The sequence below is a fragment of the Streptomyces sp. NPDC001604 genome, assembly GCF_042893475.1.
GTDB lineage: Bacteria > Actinomycetota > Actinomycetes > Streptomycetales > Streptomycetaceae > Streptomyces.
In genome coordinates, this window is record NZ_JBIAUY010000017.1 from 84,457 (window position 1) to 107,967 (window position 23,511).

At 70.8% G+C, this 23,511-nt stretch carries 24 protein-coding genes; 12 read left to right on the plus strand and 12 right to left on the minus strand.

Annotated features, from left to right (window positions below; genetic code table 11):
• The first annotated feature begins 50 nt into the window (after positions 1-50).
• The 3 genes from ACFY1E_RS35515 (at position 51) to ACFY1E_RS35525 (ending at position 4,403) form a co-directional block, all read left to right on the plus strand.
• Positions 51-2,429: a thioester reductase domain-containing protein gene (locus tag ACFY1E_RS35515; protein ID WP_389083520.1), complete on the plus strand. Its 2,379-nt coding sequence runs from the start codon at positions 51-53 to the stop codon at positions 2,427-2,429.
• Positions 2,426-3,565, plus strand: a complete 1,140-nt coding sequence (locus ACFY1E_RS35520; RefSeq protein ID WP_389083523.1) for an alpha/beta hydrolase — start codon at positions 2,426-2,428, stop codon at positions 3,563-3,565. Before ACFY1E_RS35515 ends, ACFY1E_RS35520 begins: the two co-directional genes overlap by 4 nt.
• Positions 3,566-3,626: 61 nt before the next feature.
• The gene (locus ACFY1E_RS35525; protein WP_389083525.1) at positions 3,627-4,403 is read left to right on the plus strand and encodes an alpha/beta fold hydrolase; all 777 of its coding nucleotides are present in this window, start codon (positions 3,627-3,629) and stop codon (positions 4,401-4,403) included.
• Between the two features lie 5 nt (positions 4,404-4,408).
• Here ACFY1E_RS35525 and ACFY1E_RS35530 read toward each other — a convergent pair whose 3' ends face one another.
• Positions 4,409-4,942: a DoxX family protein gene (locus ACFY1E_RS35530; protein ID WP_389083527.1), complete on the minus strand. Its 534-nt coding sequence runs from the start codon at positions 4,940-4,942 to the stop codon at positions 4,409-4,411.
• Between the two features lie 167 nt (positions 4,943-5,109).
• Between ACFY1E_RS35530 and ACFY1E_RS35535 the strand changes: the two genes are divergently transcribed.
• Complete coding sequence (locus ACFY1E_RS35535; RefSeq protein ID WP_389083530.1) at positions 5,110-5,631, plus strand: hypothetical protein; 522 nt, start codon at positions 5,110-5,112, stop codon at positions 5,629-5,631.
• A 31-nt stretch (positions 5,632-5,662) separates the two neighbouring features.
• Here the strand turns inward: ACFY1E_RS35535 and ACFY1E_RS35540 are convergent, their stop codons facing one another.
• Positions 5,663-6,226, minus strand: a complete 564-nt coding sequence (locus ACFY1E_RS35540; RefSeq protein WP_389083532.1) for a hemerythrin domain-containing protein — start codon at positions 6,224-6,226, stop codon at positions 5,663-5,665.
• A 153-nt stretch (positions 6,227-6,379) separates the two neighbouring features.
• On the opposite strand from ACFY1E_RS35540, the gene ACFY1E_RS35545 reads away from it, so the two are divergent.
• Positions 6,380-7,579: an amidohydrolase gene (locus ACFY1E_RS35545; RefSeq protein ID WP_389083535.1), complete on the plus strand. Its 1,200-nt coding sequence runs from the start codon at positions 6,380-6,382 to the stop codon at positions 7,577-7,579.
• Between the two features lie 229 nt (positions 7,580-7,808).
• Here the strand turns inward: ACFY1E_RS35545 and ACFY1E_RS35550 are convergent, their stop codons facing one another.
• The gene (locus ACFY1E_RS35550; protein ID WP_389083537.1) at positions 7,809-8,696 is read right to left on the minus strand and encodes an SDR family NAD(P)-dependent oxidoreductase; all 888 of its coding nucleotides are present in this window, start codon (positions 8,694-8,696) and stop codon (positions 7,809-7,811) included.
• A gap of 71 nt (positions 8,697-8,767) precedes the next feature.
• On the opposite strand from ACFY1E_RS35550, the gene ACFY1E_RS35555 reads away from it, so the two are divergent.
• On the plus strand, positions 8,768-9,694 hold the full coding sequence (locus ACFY1E_RS35555) for a LysR family transcriptional regulator (protein ID WP_389083540.1): 927 nt from the start codon (positions 8,768-8,770) through the stop codon (positions 9,692-9,694).
• A 59-nt stretch (positions 9,695-9,753) separates the two neighbouring features.
• Here the strand turns inward: ACFY1E_RS35555 and ACFY1E_RS35560 are convergent, their stop codons facing one another.
• Complete coding sequence (locus ACFY1E_RS35560) at positions 9,754-9,969, minus strand: DUF4177 domain-containing protein (protein ID WP_389083542.1); 216 nt, start codon at positions 9,967-9,969, stop codon at positions 9,754-9,756.
• Positions 9,970-10,248: 279 nt separating this feature from the next.
• Here ACFY1E_RS35560 and ACFY1E_RS35565 point away from each other — a divergent pair, with 279 nt between their 5' ends.
• Positions 10,249-10,992, plus strand: a complete 744-nt coding sequence (locus tag ACFY1E_RS35565; protein ID WP_389083545.1) for a GNAT family N-acetyltransferase — start codon at positions 10,249-10,251, stop codon at positions 10,990-10,992.
• A 127-nt stretch (positions 10,993-11,119) separates the two neighbouring features.
• Positions 11,120-13,267, plus strand: coding sequence for an MMPL family transporter (locus ACFY1E_RS35570; RefSeq protein WP_389083547.1), 2,148 nt, complete (start codon positions 11,120-11,122; stop codon positions 13,265-13,267).
• A gap of 38 nt (positions 13,268-13,305) precedes the next feature.
• On the opposite strand, the gene ACFY1E_RS35575 is transcribed toward ACFY1E_RS35570, so the two are convergent.
• From ACFY1E_RS35575 to ACFY1E_RS35585, 3 genes are all read right to left on the minus strand, one after another.
• Positions 13,306-13,815 (minus strand): hypothetical protein, encoded by a 510-nt coding sequence (locus tag ACFY1E_RS35575; protein WP_389083550.1) that lies wholly within the window; start codon positions 13,813-13,815, stop codon positions 13,306-13,308.
• A gap of 172 nt (positions 13,816-13,987) precedes the next feature.
• Positions 13,988-15,325 carry an MFS transporter gene (locus tag ACFY1E_RS35580; protein WP_389083553.1) on the minus strand — a complete coding sequence of 446 codons (1,338 nt, stop codon included), beginning with the start codon at positions 15,323-15,325 and terminating at the stop codon, positions 13,988-13,990.
• Complete coding sequence (locus ACFY1E_RS35585) at positions 15,322-15,981, minus strand: ArsR/SmtB family transcription factor (RefSeq protein ID WP_389083556.1); 660 nt, start codon at positions 15,979-15,981, stop codon at positions 15,322-15,324. Before ACFY1E_RS35585 ends, ACFY1E_RS35580 begins: the two co-directional genes overlap by 4 nt.
• A gap of 181 nt (positions 15,982-16,162) precedes the next feature.
• Here ACFY1E_RS35585 and ACFY1E_RS35590 point away from each other — a divergent pair, with 181 nt between their 5' ends.
• The 4 genes from ACFY1E_RS35590 (at position 16,163) to ACFY1E_RS35605 (ending at position 21,191) form a co-directional block, all read left to right on the plus strand.
• Positions 16,163-17,728 carry a cellulose binding domain-containing protein gene (locus ACFY1E_RS35590; protein ID WP_389083559.1) on the plus strand — a complete coding sequence of 522 codons (1,566 nt, stop codon included), beginning with the start codon at positions 16,163-16,165 and terminating at the stop codon, positions 17,726-17,728.
• A gap of 260 nt (positions 17,729-17,988) precedes the next feature.
• Positions 17,989-19,212, plus strand: a complete 1,224-nt coding sequence (locus ACFY1E_RS35595) for an MFS transporter (protein ID WP_389083562.1) — start codon at positions 17,989-17,991, stop codon at positions 19,210-19,212.
• 164 nt (positions 19,213-19,376) lie between these two features.
• Positions 19,377-20,033: a hypothetical protein gene (locus tag ACFY1E_RS35600; RefSeq protein WP_389083564.1), complete on the plus strand. Its 657-nt coding sequence runs from the start codon at positions 19,377-19,379 to the stop codon at positions 20,031-20,033.
• 90 nt (positions 20,034-20,123) lie between these two features.
• The gene (locus ACFY1E_RS35605; protein ID WP_389083566.1) at positions 20,124-21,191 is read left to right on the plus strand and encodes a YihY/virulence factor BrkB family protein; all 1,068 of its coding nucleotides are present in this window, start codon (positions 20,124-20,126) and stop codon (positions 21,189-21,191) included.
• Positions 21,192-21,218: 27 nt separating this feature from the next.
• On the opposite strand, the gene ACFY1E_RS35610 is transcribed toward ACFY1E_RS35605, so the two are convergent.
• From ACFY1E_RS35610 to ACFY1E_RS35630, 5 genes are all read right to left on the minus strand, one after another.
• Complete coding sequence (locus ACFY1E_RS35610) at positions 21,219-21,392, minus strand: hypothetical protein (protein ID WP_181922664.1); 174 nt, start codon at positions 21,390-21,392, stop codon at positions 21,219-21,221.
• A gap of 38 nt (positions 21,393-21,430) precedes the next feature.
• On the minus strand, positions 21,431-21,787 hold the full coding sequence (locus tag ACFY1E_RS35615) for a PRC-barrel domain-containing protein (RefSeq protein WP_389083872.1): 357 nt from the start codon (positions 21,785-21,787) through the stop codon (positions 21,431-21,433).
• A gap of 68 nt (positions 21,788-21,855) precedes the next feature.
• Positions 21,856-22,293: a VOC family protein gene (locus ACFY1E_RS35620; protein WP_389083570.1), complete on the minus strand. Its 438-nt coding sequence runs from the start codon at positions 22,291-22,293 to the stop codon at positions 21,856-21,858.
• A 33-nt stretch (positions 22,294-22,326) separates the two neighbouring features.
• Positions 22,327-22,770 (minus strand): helix-turn-helix domain-containing protein, encoded by a 444-nt coding sequence (locus ACFY1E_RS35625; RefSeq protein WP_389083573.1) that lies wholly within the window; start codon positions 22,768-22,770, stop codon positions 22,327-22,329.
• Between the two features lie 170 nt (positions 22,771-22,940).
• Positions 22,941-23,450: a hypothetical protein gene (locus tag ACFY1E_RS35630; RefSeq protein ID WP_389083577.1), complete on the minus strand. Its 510-nt coding sequence runs from the start codon at positions 23,448-23,450 to the stop codon at positions 22,941-22,943.
• Positions 23,451-23,511 lie beyond the last annotated feature (61 nt).

Here is a 23,511-nt window from a genome sequence, read left to right on the forward strand (position 1 = left end):
CAAGAAGAAAGGAACCGCGGAAATGGTTGCTGACATGGTGAAGGGCACTCATGCGTGAGACGAACGAGGACACGTCGGCGTACGCAGGTCAGCGGGCGACGGCCGAGTCGATCGAACGCGGCGGAGGCGGACTCAGCGTCAGCGACCTGCTGGCGAGGGTCGTGCCGGCTGCCGTGCCCGCGCACTCCGCCACCGCCGCGGGCGCCTCACCCGACACGGACCCGCCCCCGGATGTCGACGTGCTGGCCGCCGTCATCGCCGCGGCGGCCGGCCGCCATCTGCCCGAGGGGCATCTCGCGCCCGACGCCGACTTCTTCGACGCCGGGGGCAGTTCCGTGAATGCGGTGGAACTCGTGGCGGAGCTGGAGGAGGAACTGGGCATCGAGGTCGATCTCGACGAGGTGTTCGCCGACGCCCGCCCCAGCAGCCTCGCCCGCCGCTGGGCACGGATCCCCGGCATCAGGGCCGTCGCCCCCACTGTCACCACCGCGGGACACTCGACCGCCGGGTCGACGACTGCGCCGCCCGTGCCCTCTCCGCGCACACCATCGCCCCCGGCCGCACGGTCGGCCGAGCCCGCCCATGCGCCGCACAGCACCGCCCGCCGCGAAGACCTCGACCAGATCCTGGCCGACCTCGCCCTGGCCGACCGCCTCCCGTTCGTCTCCGCGCCCGAGCCGCTGCCGCCCCGCCGGCTCCTGCTCACCGGCGCGACCGGCTTCCTCGGCAGCCATATGCTCCTGGACCTGCTGCGCCACAGCGACGCCCATGTGTACTGCCTGGTCCGCGCCGCCGACGAGGCAGCCGCCCGGACCCGGCTCGGCGAGGCCCTGCGCAGCTACCGGCTGCCCTGGTCGACGGAGGTCCGCCGCCGCATCACGGTGCTGCCAGGCGACATCCGCCGCCCGCAGCTGGGCCTGAGCGAGGAACGGTGGAACGAGCTCGCGCACGAACTGGACGGCATCGTGGGCGTCGCCGCGGCCGTGGACTTCCTGCGCGGCTACCAGTCACTGCGTGCGAGCAACGTCCTCGGTACCCTCGCCCTGGCCGAACTGGCGGCCGCAGGCCGCCCCAAGCCCCTGCACCACATCTCCTCCATCGCGGTCTTCAACGAGGTCGGCATCACCTCCATGGGCGAGGACGACCCGCTGGCCCACGCCGACCGCCTCATCGCGGGCTACGACCAGACCAAGTGGGCCGCTGAGGTCGCCCTGCGCCGCGCCCGCGACCACGGCCTGATCGTCACCGCGCTGCGCCCGGGCGGCATCGGAGGCCACACCAGAACCGGCGCCTACAACCCCCAGGACCTCTCCAGCGGCCTCGTCTCGGCTTTCGGCCGCTTCCGCACCGTGCCCGCCTTCCGATACCTCAACGTCGCCCCGGTGGACTGGGTCAGCCGGGTCGCCGTCGGTGTCATCTGCGAACCCGACGCCTGGGGCTTCGACTACAACCTGACCGGCGTGCCCAACACCCTCGACGACGTGGTACAGGACATGGCGCTGGGCGGCATGCACGTGCGCGTCAAGGACTGGGACGACTGGCGCACCGACGCCCTGGCCCGCCTGCAGGCCGAACCGATACCCGAACTGACCTTCCTGACCCGGGTGTTGCAGAGTCCCACCGCACTCAAGCTGTGCGAGGCGACCCTCAAGGGGCCGGCGGCCACCGGAGAACGCACCGCCCACCTCGTCGAGGCTCTCGGCCTGCCCCCGGCCACCCGCTACGGCGCCCGCGCACAGCTCAAGACCTTCGAGCGGCTGGCGGGCGACGGTCTGGCCCGGCTGCCGCACAAGGACGACCAGCCCCACCTCTGGTTCACCGAGACCACGGAGGGCCAGGTGGGCCCGGTCGCGGCCGCCGCCGACACGCCCTGCTCGATGGCCCTCACCCTCTCCATCGCGAGCATGCACCAGCTGGTCACCGAGCGCCGTATCGACGTACGCGGAGACCTCACCTGCCCGGCCGTCCACCCCGGCCCGCTCACCGTGGAGCGCGGCGACGTGTGGATCCGCCCCGAGGAGGGCATCCCCGAACACCACGGCCTGACCCACCAACTCCTGCGCTATCGGCTGCTGCTGCGCGACACGGATGGCGGCAGCTGGTGGCTGGAGGGCCGCAAGCACGCCCGCGCCCGCCGCGACCTCTGGCGCCAGACCCGTGCGCTGACCGTCGAGATCGGACGCGAGGGCGAATCCGCCCTCCTGGCGGGCGAGTTGGTCGTGCCCGCGGACAGCTACGTACGCGACCAGATCGACGGCATCCAGGTCGACCCCCGTCTCACCGGCCGGGAGCAGCGCGCCGCCAAGCTGACCTGGCTCGCCTGGTTCGGCCTCCAGATGGGCCGCGGCCTGCTCGGCCCCTTCACTCGGGCCGCCGCCGACCTCCTCGACCTGCGCCGCACCCCGCACCCCACGGAGCACAACCGATGATCTTCAAGGCGACCAAACCCACCACCAGGCCGGCCCTCCGCAAGGTCAGAACCACCCCCGCCCTGCGCCGCCTGCAGCACCGTCTCGACCCGCAGAGCGTCGAGGAGATCCCCTTCCACGCCGGGGACGGCGTACGCCTCGGCCTGACCCGCATCGACACCGGCGAGCCGGACCGGCCCGCGGTGCTCCTGCTGCACGGACACACGGCCTCCGCGGACATGTTCCTGCTGCCCGAGATCCGCAACCTCGTCGACGTCCTGATCGACGACGGCTACGAGCCCTGGCTGCTGGACTGGCGCGGCAGCTGCCGCCTGCCCTACAACGCCACCGGCCGCAAATACACCTACGACGACGTCGCCCTGTACGACATCCCCGCCGCCGTCTCCCACATCCGCGCCCGCATCGGCGAGGACCGCCCGCTGTTCGCCGTGGCCCACTGCATCGGCGCGCTCACCCTGTCCCTGAGCATGACGGCTGGCCTGATACCGGGCCTGGCGGGCGTGGTCGCGCAGGGCGTGTTCCTCACCCCGAAACTCGCCGGCCGCACCTCGCTGCGCATGTCCCTGGCCGCAGAGCTCCTCAAGTCCCGCCTCGACCACATCCCCGTCGACTTCCGCACCGTGGGACTGCGGTCCAAGTACACGCCTCTGTTCGCACTGGCCTCCCGCAAGGCCGACTGCCCCGACCCCACCTGCCAGATCCTGCACCACTCGGCATGGGGCACCGGCGCCTCGCTCTTCGTCCACGAGCACCTGACCGAGACCACCCACAACCGGCTCGCCGAACTCCTCGGCCCCGCACCCCTGTGGATCCTGCCGCATCTGCGCCGCATCGAACTGGCCCGCACCGTGGTCCGCTGGCACGACACCGACCACCGCTATGCGGCCCTGCCCCCCAACGCGCTGGACGCGGCCGGCCGCATCGACACCCCGCTGCTGCTCCTCGCGGGCAGCGACAACGGCCTCTGGCTGGACTCCCAGCAGCTGTGCCGTGACGTCCTCGCCCGCCGCCACCCGCACCTGGACGTGACCTACACCGAGATCCCCGGCTACGGCCACCTGGACACCTTCCTCGGCCGGGGCGCCGCACTCGACGTCTTCGGGCACATCCTCGACTTCCTCGGCGAACGCCGGTGACGAGGGCCCCGCCGACCGCTAACGTACTCGCCAGTAACCGCACTGTTCTCCTGGAGGCACGATGCCGCAGCTCGAAGTCGACGGCGCAGCGCTGACGTACGACGACGAGGGCCCCCGCGACGGTGACGGCGTGCCCCTGGTGTTCATCCACGGCTGGACAGCCGACCGCCACCGCTGGGACCACCAGATGGCGCACTTCGCCGAGAAGCGCCGGGTGGTCCGGCTCGATCTGCGCGGCCACGGCGACAGCAGCGGCGCGGGGGTGCCCACCGTCGCGGAACTGGCCACCGACGTCCTCGCCCTGCTCGACCATCTCGGGGTGGAACGGGCGGTCCTGGTGGGCCACTCGATGGGCGGCATGATCGCGCAGACCATCGCCCTCGACCACCCCGAGCGCGTCGAGCGCCTCGTACTGGTCGGCTCCATCGCCCGCATGACCTACAGCCGTGGCCGGGGCCTGCTGATGGCGGCCTCGACGCTCGTCCCCTACAAGCTGTTCGTCGCCACCAACATCCAGCGCGCCTTCGCTCCGGGCTATCCCCGGGAGGAGGTCCGCGCCCACATCAAGGCGTCCGCGGCCACCCCGCGCGAGGTCGTCATGACGCTCTACGGCGCCATGCGCGCCTTCGACGTCCTGGACCGGGTCGGGGAGATCCGCGTACCCACCCTGCTGATCCACGGCTACCACGACATCCAGCTGCCGGTGCGGCAGATGCTGCGCATGGCCAAGGCCTACCCGGACGCCGAGGTCCGCATCATCGACGCCGGCCACGAACTGCCGCTGGAGAAGCCGGCGGAACTCACCGCCGCCCTTGAGCGGTTCCTCGCCCGCGGGTGAGGTGATCAGCGGGCCAGCCGGGCCCGGACACCGCCGACGGCGGCGGCGGGCCGGGCCGTGGCCCGCACGGACCGGCGTACCAGATGGGCGTCGCGCCGCAGATCGTGGGCGGCGTGCCGGCCACGCCACGCCAGCGAGGGGGCACCTGCCGTGTCGTCGGCCGCGATCAGCAGACCGCCGAGCATCGACAGGTTCTTGAAGAAGTGGATGCGCTGCTGGGTGCGCTCCTCGGGGTCGTCCGCCTCCCAGAAGCGGTGACCCGCAAGTGTCGTCGGCACCAGCGTGGCCGCAATGGCGAGCGCGGCCGGCCGTGGCAGTCGGCCACTCGCCAGCAGCAGACCCGCCACCACCTGTACGGCCCCGTTGAGCCGTACGACCTGCTCGGTGCGGTCCGGCAGGGCGTCGACCCGCTCGGTGACCGGCTGGACGACGGGCTCCGCCACCGGCGCGACCTCCTCGGGAGCGCGCAGCGTGTTCAGACCGCCGGAGACGAACATGGAGGCGAGCATGGGGCGGCCGACCAGACGCAGAAGACTCATGACCCTCTCCAAAGGATGGGCGCGTGCAGAGACCCACCGAGTTCCCGCCCCGCTGTGGTCGATGCCACGTCACCGGACCGGATGCGGGCATGTCGCTGCCCGAGCCGGCGAGCTACCGTTTTTCCCAGCCCCTTGCTCTCTCCCCACGCAGTACGGACGGCCCCGCAGTGCTCGCAGACCTCTCACCGCTCATCGCGGCGACCGCCCAGTGGCTGACCTGCGCCTACCCCTCGGGTGGCGGCGCACTGGCCTCGGCCCTGTGCGAGGTGCAGGCCCGCCAGGCCGTGACGGTCGCGGCCTGGCTGCGCTACCCCACCCCGGTGGACGCGGCCCTGGTCGGCATGGCAGGCCCTGGCGGATCCGCCCGGCTCGACTGGATCGCCGGCGCGGACGACCAGGGCGACCACGACACGGACGCCCACGCCTGGCGCACCTGGGTCGACGAGGTCGTGGCCAGCTGGGCGGCCTGTCTGCTGAGCGACCCGGAACTGGCCGGCCGCGCCGTGGCCGCTCTCGCCGAGGGCAGCCACACGGCGAAGGCGCCCGTCGCGTTCCGGCGCCTGGTCGCCCCCGACGAGAGCGACCGTAGGGCAGCGGCCCTGCTGCGCCACCCCGACCTGCTCGCCCCGGTGACCGCCCTCCATCAGGAGCAGCTGATGGCCCTGCTCAAGGCCGAACAGCCCGCCTGAGAGCAGGCCGTCCGGTCGGCGGTCCGTCCCGTCACTCGTGCTTGCCGCGCCCGCTCAGCGCGTCACGCATCCGGTCTACCAGCCCGGCCCCCGGCGCCAGCAGCTTGTTGGCCGGAGGCTTGTCGGGTGCGGAGGGGTGCGGCCGGGTCGGTGCCAGCTTCTTGGCCTGGCGGATCTTGTCTCCCAGCTCGTCGAGGGCCTCCGCCGAGCATGCCGTGCGCAGCTGGGGGAAGAGGTTCTCCTCCTCGTCGGCGATGTGCGCGCGTACCTCGCTCATCAGCCTCCCGATGAGACGGTCGAACTCGGGGTCGTCCGCGGCGCAGCTCTCCAGATCCTTCATGATCTGCTCGGCGCCGGCGTGGTCCTCGATCTCCCGGTCCGCCATGGTGTTGCCGTTGACGAGGTGTTCCCGCACCGCCGGGTAGAGGTACTCCTCCTCGGCCACCGAGTGCCGTACCAGTTCCATCGTGGCCTGGTCGGCGTACACCTTGCGAGTCTTGTCACCGGACGGCAGTGCCTCGATCCGGCCGAAGAGCTCCTCGACCTCCCGGTGATCGGTCATCAGTTCGTCGATGACGTTTCCTCCGTGTCCCATCCTGTCCACCTCCAGCCAAGAAGCGGCGGCTCCCCGTCCGGATCCGCCGCAGCCCCGAGTGCCCCGTGCCGCAGCGGGTTAACGGTGTGGGAGGCCGACTTGTTGGAACCCGCACAGAGACACACACGTACCTGGAAACCTCGGGAGGCCGGTGTGGCGGACGCGGTGGACGAGGCGCTCGGAAGGGTGATCAGGGAGGTGGACGCCCGCGCGGAACGGCTGTGGGAGGTCGCCTTGGCCCTGCACCGCGACCCCGAGTACGGATTCGAGGAACACCGGGCGGTGCGGCTGTTGAGCGGCGAGCTCGAACGTGAGGGGTTCACCGTGCAGCGGGAGCTCGCCGGACTGCCCACCGCCTTCGCCGCGCGGGCCGGCACCGTGCGCCGGCCGGCGGTGGCCCTCCTCCTGGAGTACGACGCCCTGCCCGGCCTGGGACACGCCTGCGGCCACAACCTGATCGCCGCGGCCGGCCTCGGCGCCGCACTCGCGGCACGGGCCGTGCTGGGGGACAGCGCGGGAGCCGTATGGGCCGTGGGTACGCCCGCGGAAGAGGGCGGCGGCGGCAAGGTCACCGAGACCGAGGCGGGCGTCTTCGACGACGTCGACGCCGCCCTGATGTTCCATCCCGGCGTCCACAACTGGCAGTGGGCGCCCCTGACCGCACAGACGCAGTACCGCATCGGCTTCCACGGCCGCGCCGCCCACCCCACCGGGAACCCCACCGAGGGCATCGACGCCCTCGCGGCCCTCATCCAGCTGTTCAACGCCCTCGCCGCCATCGGCCCGCGCCTGCCGCAGGGGTCGCACGTCCAGGGCATCATCACCGACGGCGGCCTGGCGACGAACATCGTGCCCGAGTACGCGGAAGGCCTGTTCGGGCTGCGCGCCGCGACGACCGCCGCCCTGGAGGACCTCGCGGGCGAGGTGCTGACCTGCGCCCAGGGCGTGGCCCGCGCCATGGGCACGACAGTCACCTTCGGACGGGCCACACCGCGTTACGAGCACTTCCGCGACAGCGCGCCCCTGTCTCAACGGTTCGCCCACCACCTGGCCCGCGCAGGCATCGACCTCACACCGCCGGCACCCGGCGTCTTCCTGGGCTCCTCGGACATCGGCAACGTCAGCGGACGCGTCCCCGCGATCCACCCCTTCGTCGCGATCATGGACCCGGACGGCTCCGACCACACCCCGGAGTTCGCCACCGCGGCAGCCTCCGACCGCGCCCGCCGCGTGCTGCTCGCCGCGACGGAGGCCCTGGCCTGCACAGCTGTGGAACTGCTGCTGTCGGCCGACCTACGCGAGCAGGCCTGGCGCGAGCACGGGGGCAGTGTCGCAGCCGTGGCCCGACACTGACGCGCCCGCGCGCGCCCCGTTGTCGCCACGTGCTGGGCGCCGCCAGTCATCCCGCGAGGTTCTTGAGGAGGTCTTCCCGTGCCGGGCCGTCGGCCATGTGCTGCCCGACCTCCGGGGCCGGACCGGATGCGGCGTGGGCGATGTCTGGAGCGTGCGGCGCTTCCTGAGCCCGGGGAGAACGGTCCAGCGGTTCGCACACCTTCCCCGTACGGCGGCGCACCCCACGCGCTCAGGGTGTGAGCAGCCGGTCCTGTTCCACCAGGGGCGTGCCGTCGTGCCAGGGCAGGGCCTTGCCGAAGCGCACCAACTCTCCGTAGAGCGCCGGATCGACGTGCTCGGCGAAGACCAGGTCGAGCACGGCGCGGGCGGCCTGGGCGGGCGACTGGGCGTGGCTGTAGTCGCTGAACCAGGGGCGGGAGGTGGCGGTGTCGACCATGCCGGGGCACACAGAGGCGATCAGGGTGCCGGTGGCGAGGTCGCGCTCGCGCCGCTCGGCGGCCACCGCGCGGACGGCGGCGACCTGGGCGACCTTCGAGGGCACGTTCAGCCAGCGGGGCCAGCCCGCCTCCTCGGCGGTCTTGTCGTGGATCCGGCTGCGCCAGGACTCGACGGCGGACTCGACCTGATCGAGGCTCGCGCCGTCGAACAGAGGGTGCAGCCGCGGGTCGAGGTGGCCGAGAGTGCCCAGGCTGCTGGCCACCACCAGCAGGCGGCCGCCCGGCCGCAAAATCGGTCCGAAGGAGCGCAGGATCGCATGGGTGGCGGTGTTGGAGACGTCGATGAACTCGTCGGCCCGCGCGGCCTGCGACTCCTCCGGCAGCACCCGCGCGACCGCATTGGAGATCACGACGTCGACACCGCCGTACCGGGCGCGCAGCTCCTCGGCGAGTGTGGTGACGGCGCCGGTGTCGCTGACGTCCAGAACCCGGCCCTGAACCCGGCTGCGGGTGCCGGGCAGCTGCGCCACCGCGTCGGCGGCGTCCGCCACGCGCCGCTGGTCGCGGCCGGTGAGCAGCACCAGGTCGTCCGGGCTCATCCGGGCCGCCAGCCCTTCGGTCAGTGCGCGGCCCAGGCCTTGGTTGGCGCCGGTGACGAGAGCGATTCGCGAAGCATTCATGCCCCCACGCTAAAAACGCGAGGTTCCATGAGTCCAACGAAAGTTGGGCACAGCTAGTATGCGCAATCGTCATGGACTTCACGGATGTGTCGCTGACCGCGCTGCGCGTCTTGCGTGCGGTGGCCGAACAGGGAACCTTCACCGCGGCCGCTGCCTCGCTGGGCTACACCCAGTCGGCGGTGTCCCGGCAGATCGCCGCGATCGAACGGGCGGCAGGTGCGGAGCTGCTGGAACGGCGGCGCGACGGAGTACGCCTGACCGCCGCCGGGCGCATCGTGATGCGCCGCGCCACGACCGTGCTCGACGAGATCGATGCGACCGCGCGCGAACTGTCCGGCCTGCCCGAGCAGTCCGGCACGGTCCGCCTGGGCTGGTTCCCCAGCGCGGGAGCCGTCCTGCTCCCCACGGCACTCGCCACGCTGCGGCGCACGGATCCGGGGCTCGACGTAGTCAGCCGGGAAGGCACCACTCCGGCGCTGGTGCGCGCCCTGCGAGCCGGCACCCTGGACCTCGCCCTCCTGGCCTCGGTGCCACCGTTCCGGCCGCCGGACACCGAGTCGCCCCCGCTCGCCCTGCAGACGCTCAGCGAACGTGCCCTCCATCTCGCCGTGCCCGCCGGCCACCCCCTGGCCCGCGGCGACTTCGTCGACGTCGCCGACCTGCGCGGCCAGCGCTGGATCGGGAGCACCGGCTCGGGTGAGGACCGGCTGATGGGGGTGTGGCCCGGCCTCGACGAGCGGCCCGAGATCGCCCACACCGCCCGCGACTGGCTGGCCAAACTCCACCTCGTCGCGGCCGGCTGCGGCCTCACCACAGTGCCCGCGTCACTCGCCCCCGCCGCGCCGCCAGGCGTACGTATCCTCCCGGTCCGCGGCGGCCCCCAAGAACAACGGCGCCTGCTCCTCGCCCGCCTCCCGCACCCACCCACCGAACCGGTCGCACGCGTGGCGGCCGCCCTCCGCGCCGCAGCCCTCGACGCCCCCGGCGCGAACAGCTGACACAACAGCGGGCCCGCGCAGTGCGCGGACCCGACGCGGGAAACCGTGATGCAGCGGCGCTATGCGCGGGGCCGCTCGAAGGTGAGGAGCAGGCCCTCGACCGCGCCGGGGCCGATACGCCCCTTGACGTCGGCGGCGGTGATCGCCTTCAGGCCCCAGCCGTCCTCGGCATGCTTGTTGAGAACCTTCTCCAGCTTGTCGCTGTCCAGCGCGTCACCGATCAGCGACTCCCGGAAACTGACGACCTTGTACTCGTAGCTGTAGCCACTGCTCATGATGCGTACCCTCCGGTGTGTTGTCGCACTGCCCAGGGTCAGCCAATCATGGTGCGACGCCGACCGCGCCGCCGGGAGGGCGGAGGGCGGAAGACGTACCGTCGGTCCTGACCCTGCTGCGACAGCCGAGGCGGGCATCTGGATCGCGGCGGCTGGGGGATCGGTGCTCTGATCGGAGAGGACCGCCACGGCGGCCGCTCCATCCGCTGATCTTCACCGACGACGGATCCGCAGAAAAGGCATCACCCGTGTGACCTTCCAGCTGACAGGATCGGAGCCATGCCGATCGATCCGCTCCTGGCCGGAGCCCGCCGATCCTGGGAGGAGCTGGCCGGAGTGCCGGTCCCGTTCCCGCCGTGCGGCGGTGTCAACGTGGCCGTCTCCCCGGAATCCGGGATGTGCCCGGCGGGCTGGGTCGGCGTAGTGGCCCTGGGCGGATCGGCGATCGTGACCGCGCCCAGCGACAGCGCCGCTGCGATCGTTCGCGACGCGCTGCGGGAACTTCCGGTGCAGGCCGTCGTGGACGCGGATTCGGTGCGTGCGGTGCTGCCCGTGAGCAGAGTGCTCGGTCCGGCGGTGTTGGCGTACCTGTCCCCGGAGCGCTTCCGGCCGGTGCCCCCCGTGGCATCGGAAGTGGAACAACTGCCCGCAGGCAACCGGGAGTTGAGGCTGCTGGAGGAGGTGGCAGGACCCGAGGACGCCGGTGAGGCCGGCCTGGACGAGATCACGTCGCCCGCGTTCGTGGTCCGTGAAGGCGGTCAGGTGGTCGCCGCCGCCGGATACCGAACCTGGCTGGGGGGTACCGCCCACATCAGCGTGCTGACCGCACCACGGGCGCGAGGGCGCGGGCTTGCCCGGGCGGCGGGCTCCGCAACGGTCGCACACGCCCTCGCTGCCGGGCTGCTGCCGCAATGGCGCGCCCGGCGTACGGCCTCCCGACGCGTGGCGGCCGCACTGGGCTTTGCAGAACTGGGCGCACAACTCAGCATCGAGATGACCGGGCACTCCCGCCCTCGACCGTGAACCTCCGCTCTCATGCGCTGGGCGACACGGCACCGGATCGCATCAAAAGTCATCGATTCACCTGATAGTGAAGGAAGGGTGCATAGCGCTAGACTCCCGCAACCTACGACGTGGGGAGGGCCCGGGCATGCGGCGGTGGGCCGAGTTCGTTCTGCGGCATCGCAAGGCGGTTGTGGGGTTCTGGGGACTGGTGCTCGTCGCCGGCATCCTCCTGGCCGGCCGGACGACGAACCGGCTGACGATCGACTTCTCCCTGCCCGGCCAGCCCGGCACGGTGACGGCCCACCGCATCGAGCGCGCCTTCGGCAGCGGTGGTGACACGAACCCCTATCTGGTCTCGGTCACACTCCCCGCAGGGCAGACGGTCACCGGTCACGAGAGGGACGTCGGGCGGACGTTCACGGCCGCCGGCACAGCCGTCCCCGGCCTACGGGTGATCGACGAGGCGAACACCGGGGACAAGGCGTTCCGGACGAAGGACGGCCGTACGGCCTACGCCCTGGTGTTCTACCGGTTCAACCCGTCACCCAGCCAGAGGCTGCTGACCGATCCCATCCGGTCGGCGGCGCAGCACGCCGTGCCGGCGGGGTCGGTGGTGGGCGTGACGGGGGAGGACGTGCTGGCCTCCGGAGGCAGCAACGGCGGCGGGCCGGGCGTCCTCGGGGAGACACTTCTCGGCGCCGTCGGCGCTCTGGCCGTACTCGCCTTCGTGTTCGCGTCCTTCCTGGCCCTGCTGCCGCTGGTGGTGGCCGCGGTGTCGATCCTCGCGACCTTCGTGATGCTGCTGCCGCTCACCTATGCGACCGATGTGTCGTTCATCGTGCAGTTCCTGGTCGCCCTCATCGGCCTGGGCGTGGCGATCGACTACTCACTGCTGTTCGTCACCCGCTGGCGCGAGGAGCGCGACCACGGCCGGGACAACCACGACGCGGTCGTCGTCGCGATGGAACGCGCCGGACACGCCGTGCTGTTCAGCGGCGTCACCGTCGCGATCGGACTGCTGGCCCTGGTGGTCCTGCCGGTCCCGTTCATGCGGAGCATGGGCTACGGCGGAGCACTCATCCCCCTGGCGAGCGTGCTGACGACGCTCACGCTCACCCCGGCGATCCTGGGCGGCATCGGGCCGAAGGTCGACTGGCCGAAGATCCGGCACGAGAACCGGGCCAGCCGCTTCTGGAGCCGATGGACCACTGGTGTCGTACGACACCGCTGGATCGCCGCCGCCACCGCGCTGGCCGCACTCTTCGCCCTCACCGGAGTCTTCCTCGGCATCAAGATCGGTCTCGCCTCCTCCGAGTCACTGGCCAAGAGCGGCCCGGCCTACGAGAGCCTGCAGACCCTGGAGCGCGGCGGTGTGCCGACCGGTGCCCTGACCCCCATGGAGGTCCTGGTCCGCACCGACCAGGCCCGCACGGCCGCCGCCAGGCTCGCCGGCATCGACGGTGTGAGCAGCGTGTTCGTGCCGTCCGGACCGGCCGGCAACCGCGCCGGGCAGAGCATCGTCGTGGTCGTCCCCGACCACGAGACCGTGAACTCCAAGAGCGTGGGCGTGGTCAAACGGGTCAAGGCCGCCGCGGACGGCCTGCCCGGCGTCCTCGGCGTCGCCGGCATCGGCGCGGCACAGATCGACTTCATGCACGCCGTCTACGGCAACTTCCCGCTGATGCTCACCATCATCGCGCTGCTGACGTACGTCCTGCTGGTGCGCGCCTTCCGCTCCCTGCTGCTGCCGCTCAAAGCGGTCCTGCTGAACCTGATCTCCCTCGCGGCGACCCTCGGCGTGATGGTGATCTTCTGGCAGGACGGTCACGGCTCCGACGCGGTCTTCGGCATCGCGGCCACCGGCGCGATCACCTTCTGGATCCCGCTGATGGTCTTCGCGTTCCTGTTCGGGCTGTCCATGGACTACGAGGTGTTCATCCTCTCCCGCATCCGAGAGGAGTACGACACCGGCCGCTCCACCGACGCCGCCGTGATCGAGGGCCTCGGCCGCACCGGCCGGCTGGTCACCAGCGCCGCCCTGATCCTCTTCCTGGCCTTCGCTGCGCTCGCCTCCGGCCCCGGCACCGATCTGAAGACGCTGGCGACGGGCCTCGGCATCGGCATCCTGCTGGATGCGACCATCGTGCGGATGTTGCTGGTTCCGTCGCTGGTCTCGCTGTTCGGCCCGTGGAACTGGTATCTGCCCGGCTGGGCGGCCCGCCTGCTGCGGGTGGCGCCGTCGTATCCGCACCCGGAGACGGTGACGCCCGCGGCGCAGAAGCGCACGGGCTGAACCCCGGCGGAGCAGGCGTCCGCCGTGCCGCAGATCCTTCAGGAGTCCAGGTCAGGGGCCTGCTCGTCGCTGCAGGCCGCGGCCTTGGCGGAGGGCCAATGCGCCAACGAGATCATCCCCATCACCCGGCGGATCAGATAGAAGGCCAGAGGCAGTTCGGCGAACACGGCCAGTGCCGCCGACAGCCAGATCTCCGGGGTGCCGAAGGCGAGCGACACGTCGAACCACGCGTCGCAGATCAACAGCAGGGCCGTGGCGACAGCCGCCACGATGACGGCGCGGTGCCGCAGCCACCCCAGAAGCGCGGTGGACGCCATCCCGACCACGAGCAGGACGTCGAATCCCACCCAGGTCACGCGCCAGTGATGGACCCGGTACCCGGAGGGCAGCGTCACTGCCAGCAGTACGGTCCAGGGGACGAGAGCGACGGCGCAGACGGTCAGCAGTTCCAGGGTGTGCCGCCGGTGCCGGCGTATCCGCTCGAGCAGATCGCTGTCCGGAGCCGGTGGGGCGACCTGTATGCGGTTGCCGGTCTGTGTGTCGCTCATCCGCCCGTTCCGTTCTCGCCGGTTCCTGGGTGACGCCGGTCGGGGCTGTTGTGGCAGGCGTCCTGTGGTGCAACAGCAGTACTGCCGGATTAATGCCCGCCGCGAGCACGACAGGGGCTGGTCATGGCACGTGGGAAGCAGAAAGCGGAAGGGGGTGCCCCTCCTGTCCATGTCATGTCGTGATGTTCGTGCTGCCGCGTGAAGCGTCTTCGTCGGCGTGCGGCATGACGACACCTCGTCCACCGGCACGGTCCATCTCGCGCCATTCGGGTCGCAGGCCCGTGAGGTTCGTCGTGAGGAAGTACACGGTCCCGCAGGCGAGCAGCACCGGCACGAGTCCGAAGCAGGCCACGGCCGCCCCGGCGAGCAGTCCGCCGAGAGGGATTCCGGCCCAGGCCAGCGAGTCACCGAGCGCGTTGACCCGGCCCAGCATCCGGCGCGGCACCCGCTCGAAGAGGACGGCCCCCAGCACCGGGTTGAGGAAGCCCGACCCGAATCCGCTGACCGCGAAGACGGCCAGCACGGCCCACAAGGGGGCGTCGACGGCGAGGATCAGGAATCTCGGTGCCCCGGCCAGCAGGAATCCCGTGAAGAACACCGCCCTGCGGGGCAGCCGATGGGCGGCCACCGCAGCGATCAGGCTCCCCGCGACTGCCGCCGCTCCTGTCACACTGCCCGTCAGGCCGATGGCAGTCGGCCCGTTGCCGGACGCTTTGGCCCAGACGGGCATGAGCACCGTGGCGAAGGCGGCGTCGAGCAGGTTGGTGATCCCCACCATGACGATCACAGTGAGCAGCAACGGCTCGCCGCGCAGGAAGGTGAAGCCCGCGCCGAACCGCTGCCAGTAGCCCGATCCCACCTCCCCGGCCTGCGAGGAACCCTCTGCCACGGCATGTCCCATGCCGCGGGGCAGGACCGATGCAATGATCACTGATCCGAGGGCGAAGCAGCCCGCGTTGGCGACGAGCCCGGTCAACGGGCCGAGCAGCGCCACGAGGGAGCCCCCGGCCGCCGGGCCGATGGTGGAGGCGAGCCGCTCGGTCACGCCGGACAAGCCCGTTGCCCGCTCCAGCGGCACCCTGCCGCGCTCCGCAGCTTCCGGGACCATGACCTGCTTGGCCAGGTCGCCCGGGCCGCGGGCGGCGCCGATCACCGCCACCAGAGCCAGCAGCAGCGGAAAGGACAGCAGGTGCAGGGCGTGCAGCAGGGGAACCACGGCGGCGGCCGTTGCACTGGCCAGATCCGTGGTCCAGGACACGGCCCGCGGCCCGATCCGGTCCACCAGCGGCCCGGTCAACGCCTTGACCAGCACATAGGGCGCCATCTCGCAGAAGGCCACCAGGCCGGTCCGGGTGGCGCTGCCGGTCGTGACGAGAACGAACCAGGGCAGTGCCACGGCCGAGATCCGGGTCCCGGTCAGCGACACGGCCATGGCCGCCAGCACCCCGCCCAGCGGCCGTAAGGACCGCTTGGCGGATATGCCCTCGGCGTCCAGGACGTCACCCGTCATGACGCCTGTGTTCCCGTCGTCTCCCCACGACCGGAACGGACGGTCGAGGCGGCGGGCGCATCCAGCTCCGGCAGAAGGTGCGTGACCACGGCCACCCGCTCGGCACCCTCGGGGGCCTCCGCCGCCGCCTCCGGCGTGTCCCGCCGGTAGCGGGCGATGACATCCCTCAGCTCCTGACGCAGGGCGACGGCCTCCTCGGGCGTGAGCCGCAGGGCCCAGTCGCTCATGTCGAAGGAGTCCCGCCAGGCACGGGGCATCGTCTGCAGCTCGTTCAAGGTCCGCTGGGCACGCAGGGTGTAGATGGCGGCGACGGACTGCAGGTAGGCCAGGGTGGCCTCGGGCTCCCGGTCGGCCAGCTCCCGGTCGCTGAACTCCGTCATCTGATGCACCGAGCGCCACCAGCGCTCTCGTGCGTTGCCGCGTTCCGTGTCCTCCTCGACGAAACCGGCCGCGCCGAGCTGACGCAGGTGGTAGCTGGCGGTCCCGGAGTTGACGCCCAGTCGCTCCGCGAGACGGGTGGCCGTCGACGGCCCGTACTTCCGCAGCAGCCCGACCAGGTGCACACGCACCGGGTGCGCCAGGGCACGCAGGCCCTTGGCATCCAGAACCACTGCGTCTGCCGCGACTTGTGGGCGCCCTGCGCCTGTGTCTGCCATGTCGCGCACTCTAGACCGCAAAGAGTTCTTCGCAAAGAGTCCTTCGCGAAGAACTCTATGCATTCTCGGCTGCTTGACGGCCCGACCCTCGCTCGGTATGTACATGCCAGAGGATTGGTATGGACCAACTCTGCGGCTCTACACGTCAACCCGGCACCCACCCCCCCAGTGGAGGCAGCACATGCGAAGACCACCGGTACTTCTCACCCTGTTCAGCGGGCTGCTCCTCCTGGTCCTGGCGCCACCCGCCTCCGCCGCGGGCACACCCAACGCCGCCTTCTCCAAGACGTCGACCTGGGACGGCGGTTACCAGGGCGCATACACGATCACCAACGCCGGCAGCACCACCCTGTCCGGCTGGAGCGTCGAGTTCGACCTGCCCTCCGGCACCACCGTCGGCTCGTACTGGGACGCACTGCTCACCCAGAACGGCAGCCACTACACCTTCAAGAACCGTGAGTACAACGGCACCTTGGCACCGGGCGCGTCCGCTTCCTTCGGATGGGTGTCCAACGGCACCGGGACACCCACCGGCTGCAAGCTCAACGGCGCCTCCTGCACGGGCGCCTCGAGCACCGACACCACGCCGCCCAGTGTCCCGGCCGCGGTGACCGTCGGCTCCGCAACCGCCACCTCCCTCACCGTGCGATGGAGCGCCGCCACCGACGACTCAGGATCCGTCGCCGGTTACGAGATCTCGCGCGACGGCGCCACACCCGTCACCGTGACCGGCACCTCCTACACGGCCACCGGCCTGCAGCCGGCCACGAACTACGCCTTCCGCGTGCGGGCCCGCGACGCGGCGGGCAACGTGTCCGCCTACTCCGCAGCCGTCAGCGGCACGACCTCCGCCGGCGGCCAGCAGCCGAGCGGCGGTCTGTTCACCGCCCCCTACATCGACATGGGGGCCTGGCCCACGCCGAGCATGCCCGACATGGCCTCCGCAAGCGGCGTGAAGAACTACACGATGGCCTTCATCACCGCCTCCGGCTGCAAGGCGATGTGGTTCAACGCCTACGACCCGCGCGACGGCTGGGCAAAGGACCAGATCGACGCCATCCGGGCCGGCGGGGGCGACGTCAAGGTCTCCTTCGGCGGCGCCAGCGGAATCGAGCTCGCCCAGGCCTGCGGCTCGGTGGACGCCCTCTACGCCGAATACAACTCGGTGGTGAACGCCTACAGCCTGAAGTACGTCGACTTCGACATCGAAGGCGCGGCCACCGCGGACCCGGCCTCCGTCGCCCGCCGCTCCCAGGCCCTGGCCCGCCTGCAGCAGGCCCACCCCGGCCTGCGGATCTCGCTGACACTGCCCGTCCTCCCGGAGGGACTGACCTCGGACGGCCTGAACGTGGTGCAGTCGGCGCGCGACGCCGGAGTCGACCTGGACGTGGTGAACGTCATGGCCATGGACTACTACCGCAGCGTCGACTACGGCGACGCCGCAGTCCAGGCCGCACAGAGCACCTTCACCCAACTGAAGTCGCTCTACCCGAGCAGGACCGACGCCCGGCTCTGGGCGATGGTCGGAGTGACACCGATGCTCGGACAGAACGACGACGGCCACCTCTACGACCAGGCCGACGCCCGCCAGCTGGTCTCCTTCGCCCAGGGCAAGCACCTGGGCGAACTCGCCTTCTGGGAGGCCACCCGGGACCGCAACGCCTGCACGGGCGCGCTCTACCAGTGCACCAACATCCCCCAGTCCCCCTACGAGTTCGCGAAGATCTTCGCCGCCTACACCGGCTGAAGCAACGCCCGCGCCCACCCCCGGGCGGGCGCGGGCAGTTCGATCGACGCAACCGTGCCATGACGTAGATCACGTCAGCCTGCGGCTCGATCTTGGAATGCGCCGTCTCCTGCCGCTGCTGCACTGTTCATGGGTTCGCCCTGCTTGGGGGTGCGCAGGGCAATGGTGCTCGACGCGGCCGGCCGTGGGATCTGGACGACCTCGGCGGTTTTCCGCTCCCTCGTCCCTGCACTGCTTGCGTTGAAAGGTTCACCCGCACCATGCCTCTGGCTCTGCTGGCCCTGGCTGTCGTCGCCTTCGGCATCGGCACCACCGAATTCGCCACCATGGGGCTGCTGCCCCAGATCGCCGACGGCGTCGGTGTGTCGGTGCCCCACGCCGGCAACCTCGTGTCGGCGTACGCGCTCGGTGTCGTCGTCGGTGCCCCCGTGCTGACCGGCATCGGTGCACGCATACCGCACAAACGGCTCCTGCTGCTCCTGTCGGGCCTGTTCGTGGTCGGCAACATCGCCTCCGCACTCGCACCCGACTTCGGGCTGCTGTTCGCCGCGCGCTTCCTGGCCGGGCTGCCGCACGGCGCCCTGTTCGGCGTCGGCGCGGTCGTCGCCTCCCGGCTGGTCGCCCCCGAGCGAGCCGCCCGCGCCGTCTCCAGGATGTTTCTCGGACTGACCGTCGCCAACATCGTCGGGGTGCCGGCCGGCACCGCTCTCGGTCAGCACTTCGGCTGGCGGTCCGCCTACGCTGCCGTCGCCGTCATCGGCCTCGTCGCCCTCGCCGCACTGGCCCTCTTCGTCCCCCACCAGCCGCGAGGCAGCCAGTCCGGCATCCGGCACGAGCTGCGGGCCATGGGCAACAGGCAGGTCGCGATCGGCCTGGCCACCGCCGTGGTGGGATTCGGCGGATTCTTCGCCGTCTACAGCTACCTGGTGCCGATGCTGACGCACCTCACGGGCATCTCCGACTCCTCGACCACCCTGGTCCTCGCGCTGTACGGCGTCGGCATGACGCTCGGCACCCTGATCGCAGGCCCCCTCACGGACCGCGCGCTGCGCCCGACGCTCTACGGAGGCCTCGCCCTGCTCGCCGCAGCGCTGATGACCTTCTACTTCACCGTCCACAGCACCGTGCCGGCCCTGGCGACGATCACCTTCATCGGTGCAATGGGCGCCTTCGTCACCACGCCCGTCCAGATGCTCCTCATGACCAAGGCGAAGAACGCGCCGACGATGGCCGCGGCCTCCAACCACTCCGCCTTCAACCTGGCCAACGCGGGCGGCGCCTGGCTCGGCGGACTGGCCATCTCGGCAGGCTGGGGCTGGGCTTCCCCCGACCTCGTCGGCGCCGCCCTCGCGCTGGCCGGCCTCGGCCTCGCTTTGATGGGCGGTCTCATGGACCGGGGCGGCCGACACTCCGAGGTGATCACTTCCTCCGCCGCGGAACGCTCGGCGGAAACGGAACACGCCACGGCGGCCCGCAAACAGTGAGCCGTGAGCAACCCCCAGAGGCCGTCCTGGCGTGATTGTGGGGGAGGGCGGGCGCGAAGGGGGCGGATGTGCAGTTCATCGAGGTGACCGGCCTGGCCGGGGTGCGATCGGCCGTCATCAGATTCACTCGGCCGGGGACAGGGCTCGCCTTTGTTCTCTTTCCCATGGTTCACCTCGGCGAGGCCGCCTTCTACCGGGAAGTGGCGGAACGGTTGCGCCGCGGGTGTGACCTGGTGGTCGCCGAGGGGGTCGGGGAAGGCTCGCCCGGCGCCGACGCCCTGGTCGCGTCGTACCAGCGGCTGGACGGTAACGAACGCCTGGGACTGGTCGTGCAGGACATCGACTTCGAGGCGCTCGGACGGCCGGTGGTGTGCCCCGACATGAGCGGTGCCCAATTCCAGGAAGGGTTCCGGCGGCTGCCCCTGAAGGAACGCGCGATGGTGGCCACCGTCGTGCCGGCCGTGACAGCTGGCATGCGGCTGCTGGGGACGCGTCGCTGGCTCGCCCGGCACCTCGCGGTGGAGGACCTGATGAGCGAGGGCGAGGAGGCGGTGGCGGACTTCTGGCCGGGCCTGGACGACCTGGTCCTCCGGCGCCGCGACCGCTTGCTGGCCAAGGCCCTGACCGACTTCGACCGGGGTTACGCGGGACGGACCGGCCCGTTCACCATCGCCGTGGTCTACGGCGCCGGGCACATGCGCGCCGCCTCCGAGACCCTGACCGGCCTCGGATACCACGCCGCCGACGCCGAGTGGATCACCGTATTCACCCTGGACCCACCCGACAGATCCAAGCCTCGAGCCGAGAAGAACGGGCCATGAGCTCACCGACCGGCCACGGCGGGATGCCGTCCTCCGTGATCCCCGTTCGTGCGTCGGCTTGAGCGGGCGCCGTGGGGATACCCGGCGAGCATGACCAAGCTGCATCTTCCAGGCCGGAAACACCAGCACGACGACGAGGCCCCGGCATCCCGCACACCGGTGCCGTCGCCGGAGGAGGCAGGACCGGACCGGCACGTCGAACGGTCTGCTCCGGACTCACCGACGAAGCTGCCGAAGGGGGCCTGGGCCGCCGTACTCAAAGGCAGCCTGAAGGAGTTCAAGGACGACGAACTGGCGGACCGGGCCGCGGCGCTGACCTACTACGGCGTGCTGTCCCTGTTCCCGGCCCTCCTGGTACTGGTCTCCCTGCTGGGAATCACCGGCAGGTCGGCCACCGACAAGGTGCTGACCAACATCAGGCAGCTGACCCCCGGCTCGGCACGCGACATCATCACGCGCGCCGTCGAACAGCTGCAGAACAACTCCGGGACCGGCTCGGTGATGGCCCTGGTCGGCATCGTGCTGGCGGTGTGGTCGGCATCCGGGTACGTGGCCGCCTTCATTCGTGCTGCGAACGCCGTCTACGACATGCCGGAGGGCCGACCGGTGTGGAAGGTCCTGCCGGTGCGTGTCGGTGTGACCGTGGTGCTCATGGTGCTGGCGGTGATGAGTGCGCTGATCGTGGTCTTCACCGGTGGGCTGGCCCGCCAGACCGGGCAGGCGCTCGGGATCGGGGACACCGCGCTGACGGTGTGGTCGATCGCCAAGTGGCCCGTTCTGGTGCTGCTGGTCACCATCATGATCGCGATCCTGTACTGGGCCACCCCGAACGCCAAGGTCAAGGGTTTCCGGTGGATCACGCCGGGCAGCCTGCTGGCCCTGGCGATCTGGCTGGCCGCCTCCGCGGGATTTGCGTTCTACGTCGCCAACTTCGCCTCGTACAACAAGACCTACGGCACCATGGCCGGGGTCATCGTCTTCCTCGTCTGGCTGTGGATCAGCAACCTCGCGATCCTCCTGGGCCTGGAGTTCGACGCCGAGAGCGTGCGGCAGCGGGCCATCGCCGGCGGCCTTCCGCCCGAGGCCGAGCCCTACACGCAGCCGCGCGACACCCGGACCTGGGACGAGGAGGACATGCGCCGCCTGGACGACATCTGACCAGGCGGCCGTCGCCTGGAGCCGCGGTCAGCGCGCAAGGCGGTGCTTCCTGCCGCCCCGGCGAAAGCGCACGGCGCCGTACGTGAGGTCGGCGAGCAGCACGACGGCGCCGATGATCAGCAGATAGAACAGACCGTGCGCGGCGAATCCGATGATGCCCAGAACGAGGGCCACGAGGACGAGGAACAGAAACAGACTCATCGGTGCTCCAGTGGCGTCATCGCCTTCTCGGCGGCGGCTCAGCGACGGGCCAGACGGCGTTCGCCGCCTGCTCCCGGGGCGTAGTCGAGTTCGTAGTGTGCGAAGATCTCCGGCTCGTCCGAGGCAGGCAACTCGCCGTCGGTGTCGATCGCGGGAGCCTTCTTCACCAGGTCCTTGGGATGAGCGATCTTGAGATAGCCCGGCCCGACGGTCGCACCGGAGAGCGGCACGAAGACCAGGCGCCGACGGGTGGGAAGACCCACGGCCACCGTCGCGAAGAAGGGCTGGTCGGTCGCGGTGTCGACGTAGACGGCCTCCAGGGTGCCGATCTTGTGACCGCTGGGGTCGACCACGCCGTGACCACGCCATTCACGAATGTCGCCTGCCTCGAACATCATGGACCTCCACCTGAGGAGTACCCCTGATCCAGTCCCTGATGTCCCCGCCGACAGCCGGGCCGAGGTCAGTGCCGTTCCGGATCGAAGTCCAGTACTTGTGTGAGCCGGATGTTGTTGCCCGAGGGGTCGCGGAAGGACGTGTCGATCCCGTACGGCTGCACGGTCGGAGGATCGTTGAACTCGACCCCTCGGGCGGACAGCTCGTCATAGGCGGCCTTGCAGTCGTCGGTCTCCAGGAACAGCGTGCCGCCCGCACCCTTGGCCACCAGATCGGACAGCTGGGCACTGCTCCCCTCATCCAGCATCGGCTGCCCCGGTACGGGCATCAGCACCAGCCCCGGGCCGTCACCGCCGGGCGGAGCGACACACAACCAGCGGAAGCTCCACGCCTCCATGGTCACGTCCGCCCTGACCTCCCAGCCGAGCTTGGTGGTGTAGAAGTCGAGCGCCTCGTCCTGGTCGTGCACCCAGAACTGAGCATTGGCTATCTTGATCATGGCCATGGCCCCTCCTCGGTCGGTCGCCTGGGAACGACGCTAGGCAGTCGCCGATGGCGTGTCTTCTCGAAACGTGCGGTGCTGCGGCCGTGCATAGGCCATCGCCACACAGCGGGGGATGCGCACATGCCGTGCGGCGGGCGGATGAGCCGCCCGGTAGGCCTGCGGGGTCGTCCCGTACATCCGTCGGAAACTCGTCGTGAACGAGCCGATGCTCTGCGCGCCGACGGCGACCCCGACCGCGGCCACCGTCCAGTCGGTCGCAAGCAGCAGCGCGGCGGCCCGTTCGAGGCGGCGGGTCAGCAGATACTGGTGCGGCGACTCGCCGAACGCGGCCTTGAAACAGCGGCTGAAGTGTGCCGGCGACAGCGCGGCGGCCGCCGCCATGTCGGCGACGCTCAGCGGCTCGCTGTAGCGGGCGTCCGCGAGATCCTTGGCACGAAGCAGATGACGACCGATCGGGACGTGAACCACACGACCCATTGTGCGGCCGGCAGCAGGTCACTGCGGGAGAAGGTCACCGAGGCGCCGATGACTTCTTCTACGGCCTGGCCGGCGGGGCTCTTGCCCAATCGCCGGAAACGACTGCTCGGCATGCTCGCCCTCGATGCTGAGACCGCTGTTGAGCTGATGACCACTGGCCGCTGCCCGCATCAGACCACCGTTGTGAGGACTTGGCCGGTGGGGCGGGTGCCGTCGTAGGCGTAGATGTGCACCTTGGCAGAGGTGCCGGGCTGCGTCGGGACGAGGGAGAGGGCGACGATGCGGCCGGCGCCGTCCTTCGCCACCTTGCGGACGCGCACCGCGGAAGCAGGAGAGACAACGACCGTACGGCCGTGGGAGCAGTCGGAGGAGACGGAGACGACGCGGGGCGGCGGACCGCTCGTGTCCCGGGAGCTCGTGGCGGGGAGCCGGTCGCCGGCCGGAGCGGACGGCATTCCACGGGTGGAGGTGTTGAGCTGGGTCGTGCCAATGCCCTCGGCGCCACTCCAGAAGGTGACCCCGCACAGCTTCAGTGGGGGCGCGCCGCTGCGGACGTCCGGCTGCGAGCAGCCGGTCAGTCCCACTACGAGGATGGCAAGGAGAGCCGGAACCATGACGAGCCATGCGCCGCCGGCCCGGGGCAGCCGGGGACGGTGTCGACGGTGCGGAGGCCGGGACATGGACGTCACCTCTTACGCGTAGGGTGCCGAGCTGGGGCGTCAGCCTGCTGGTCAGCGGCGC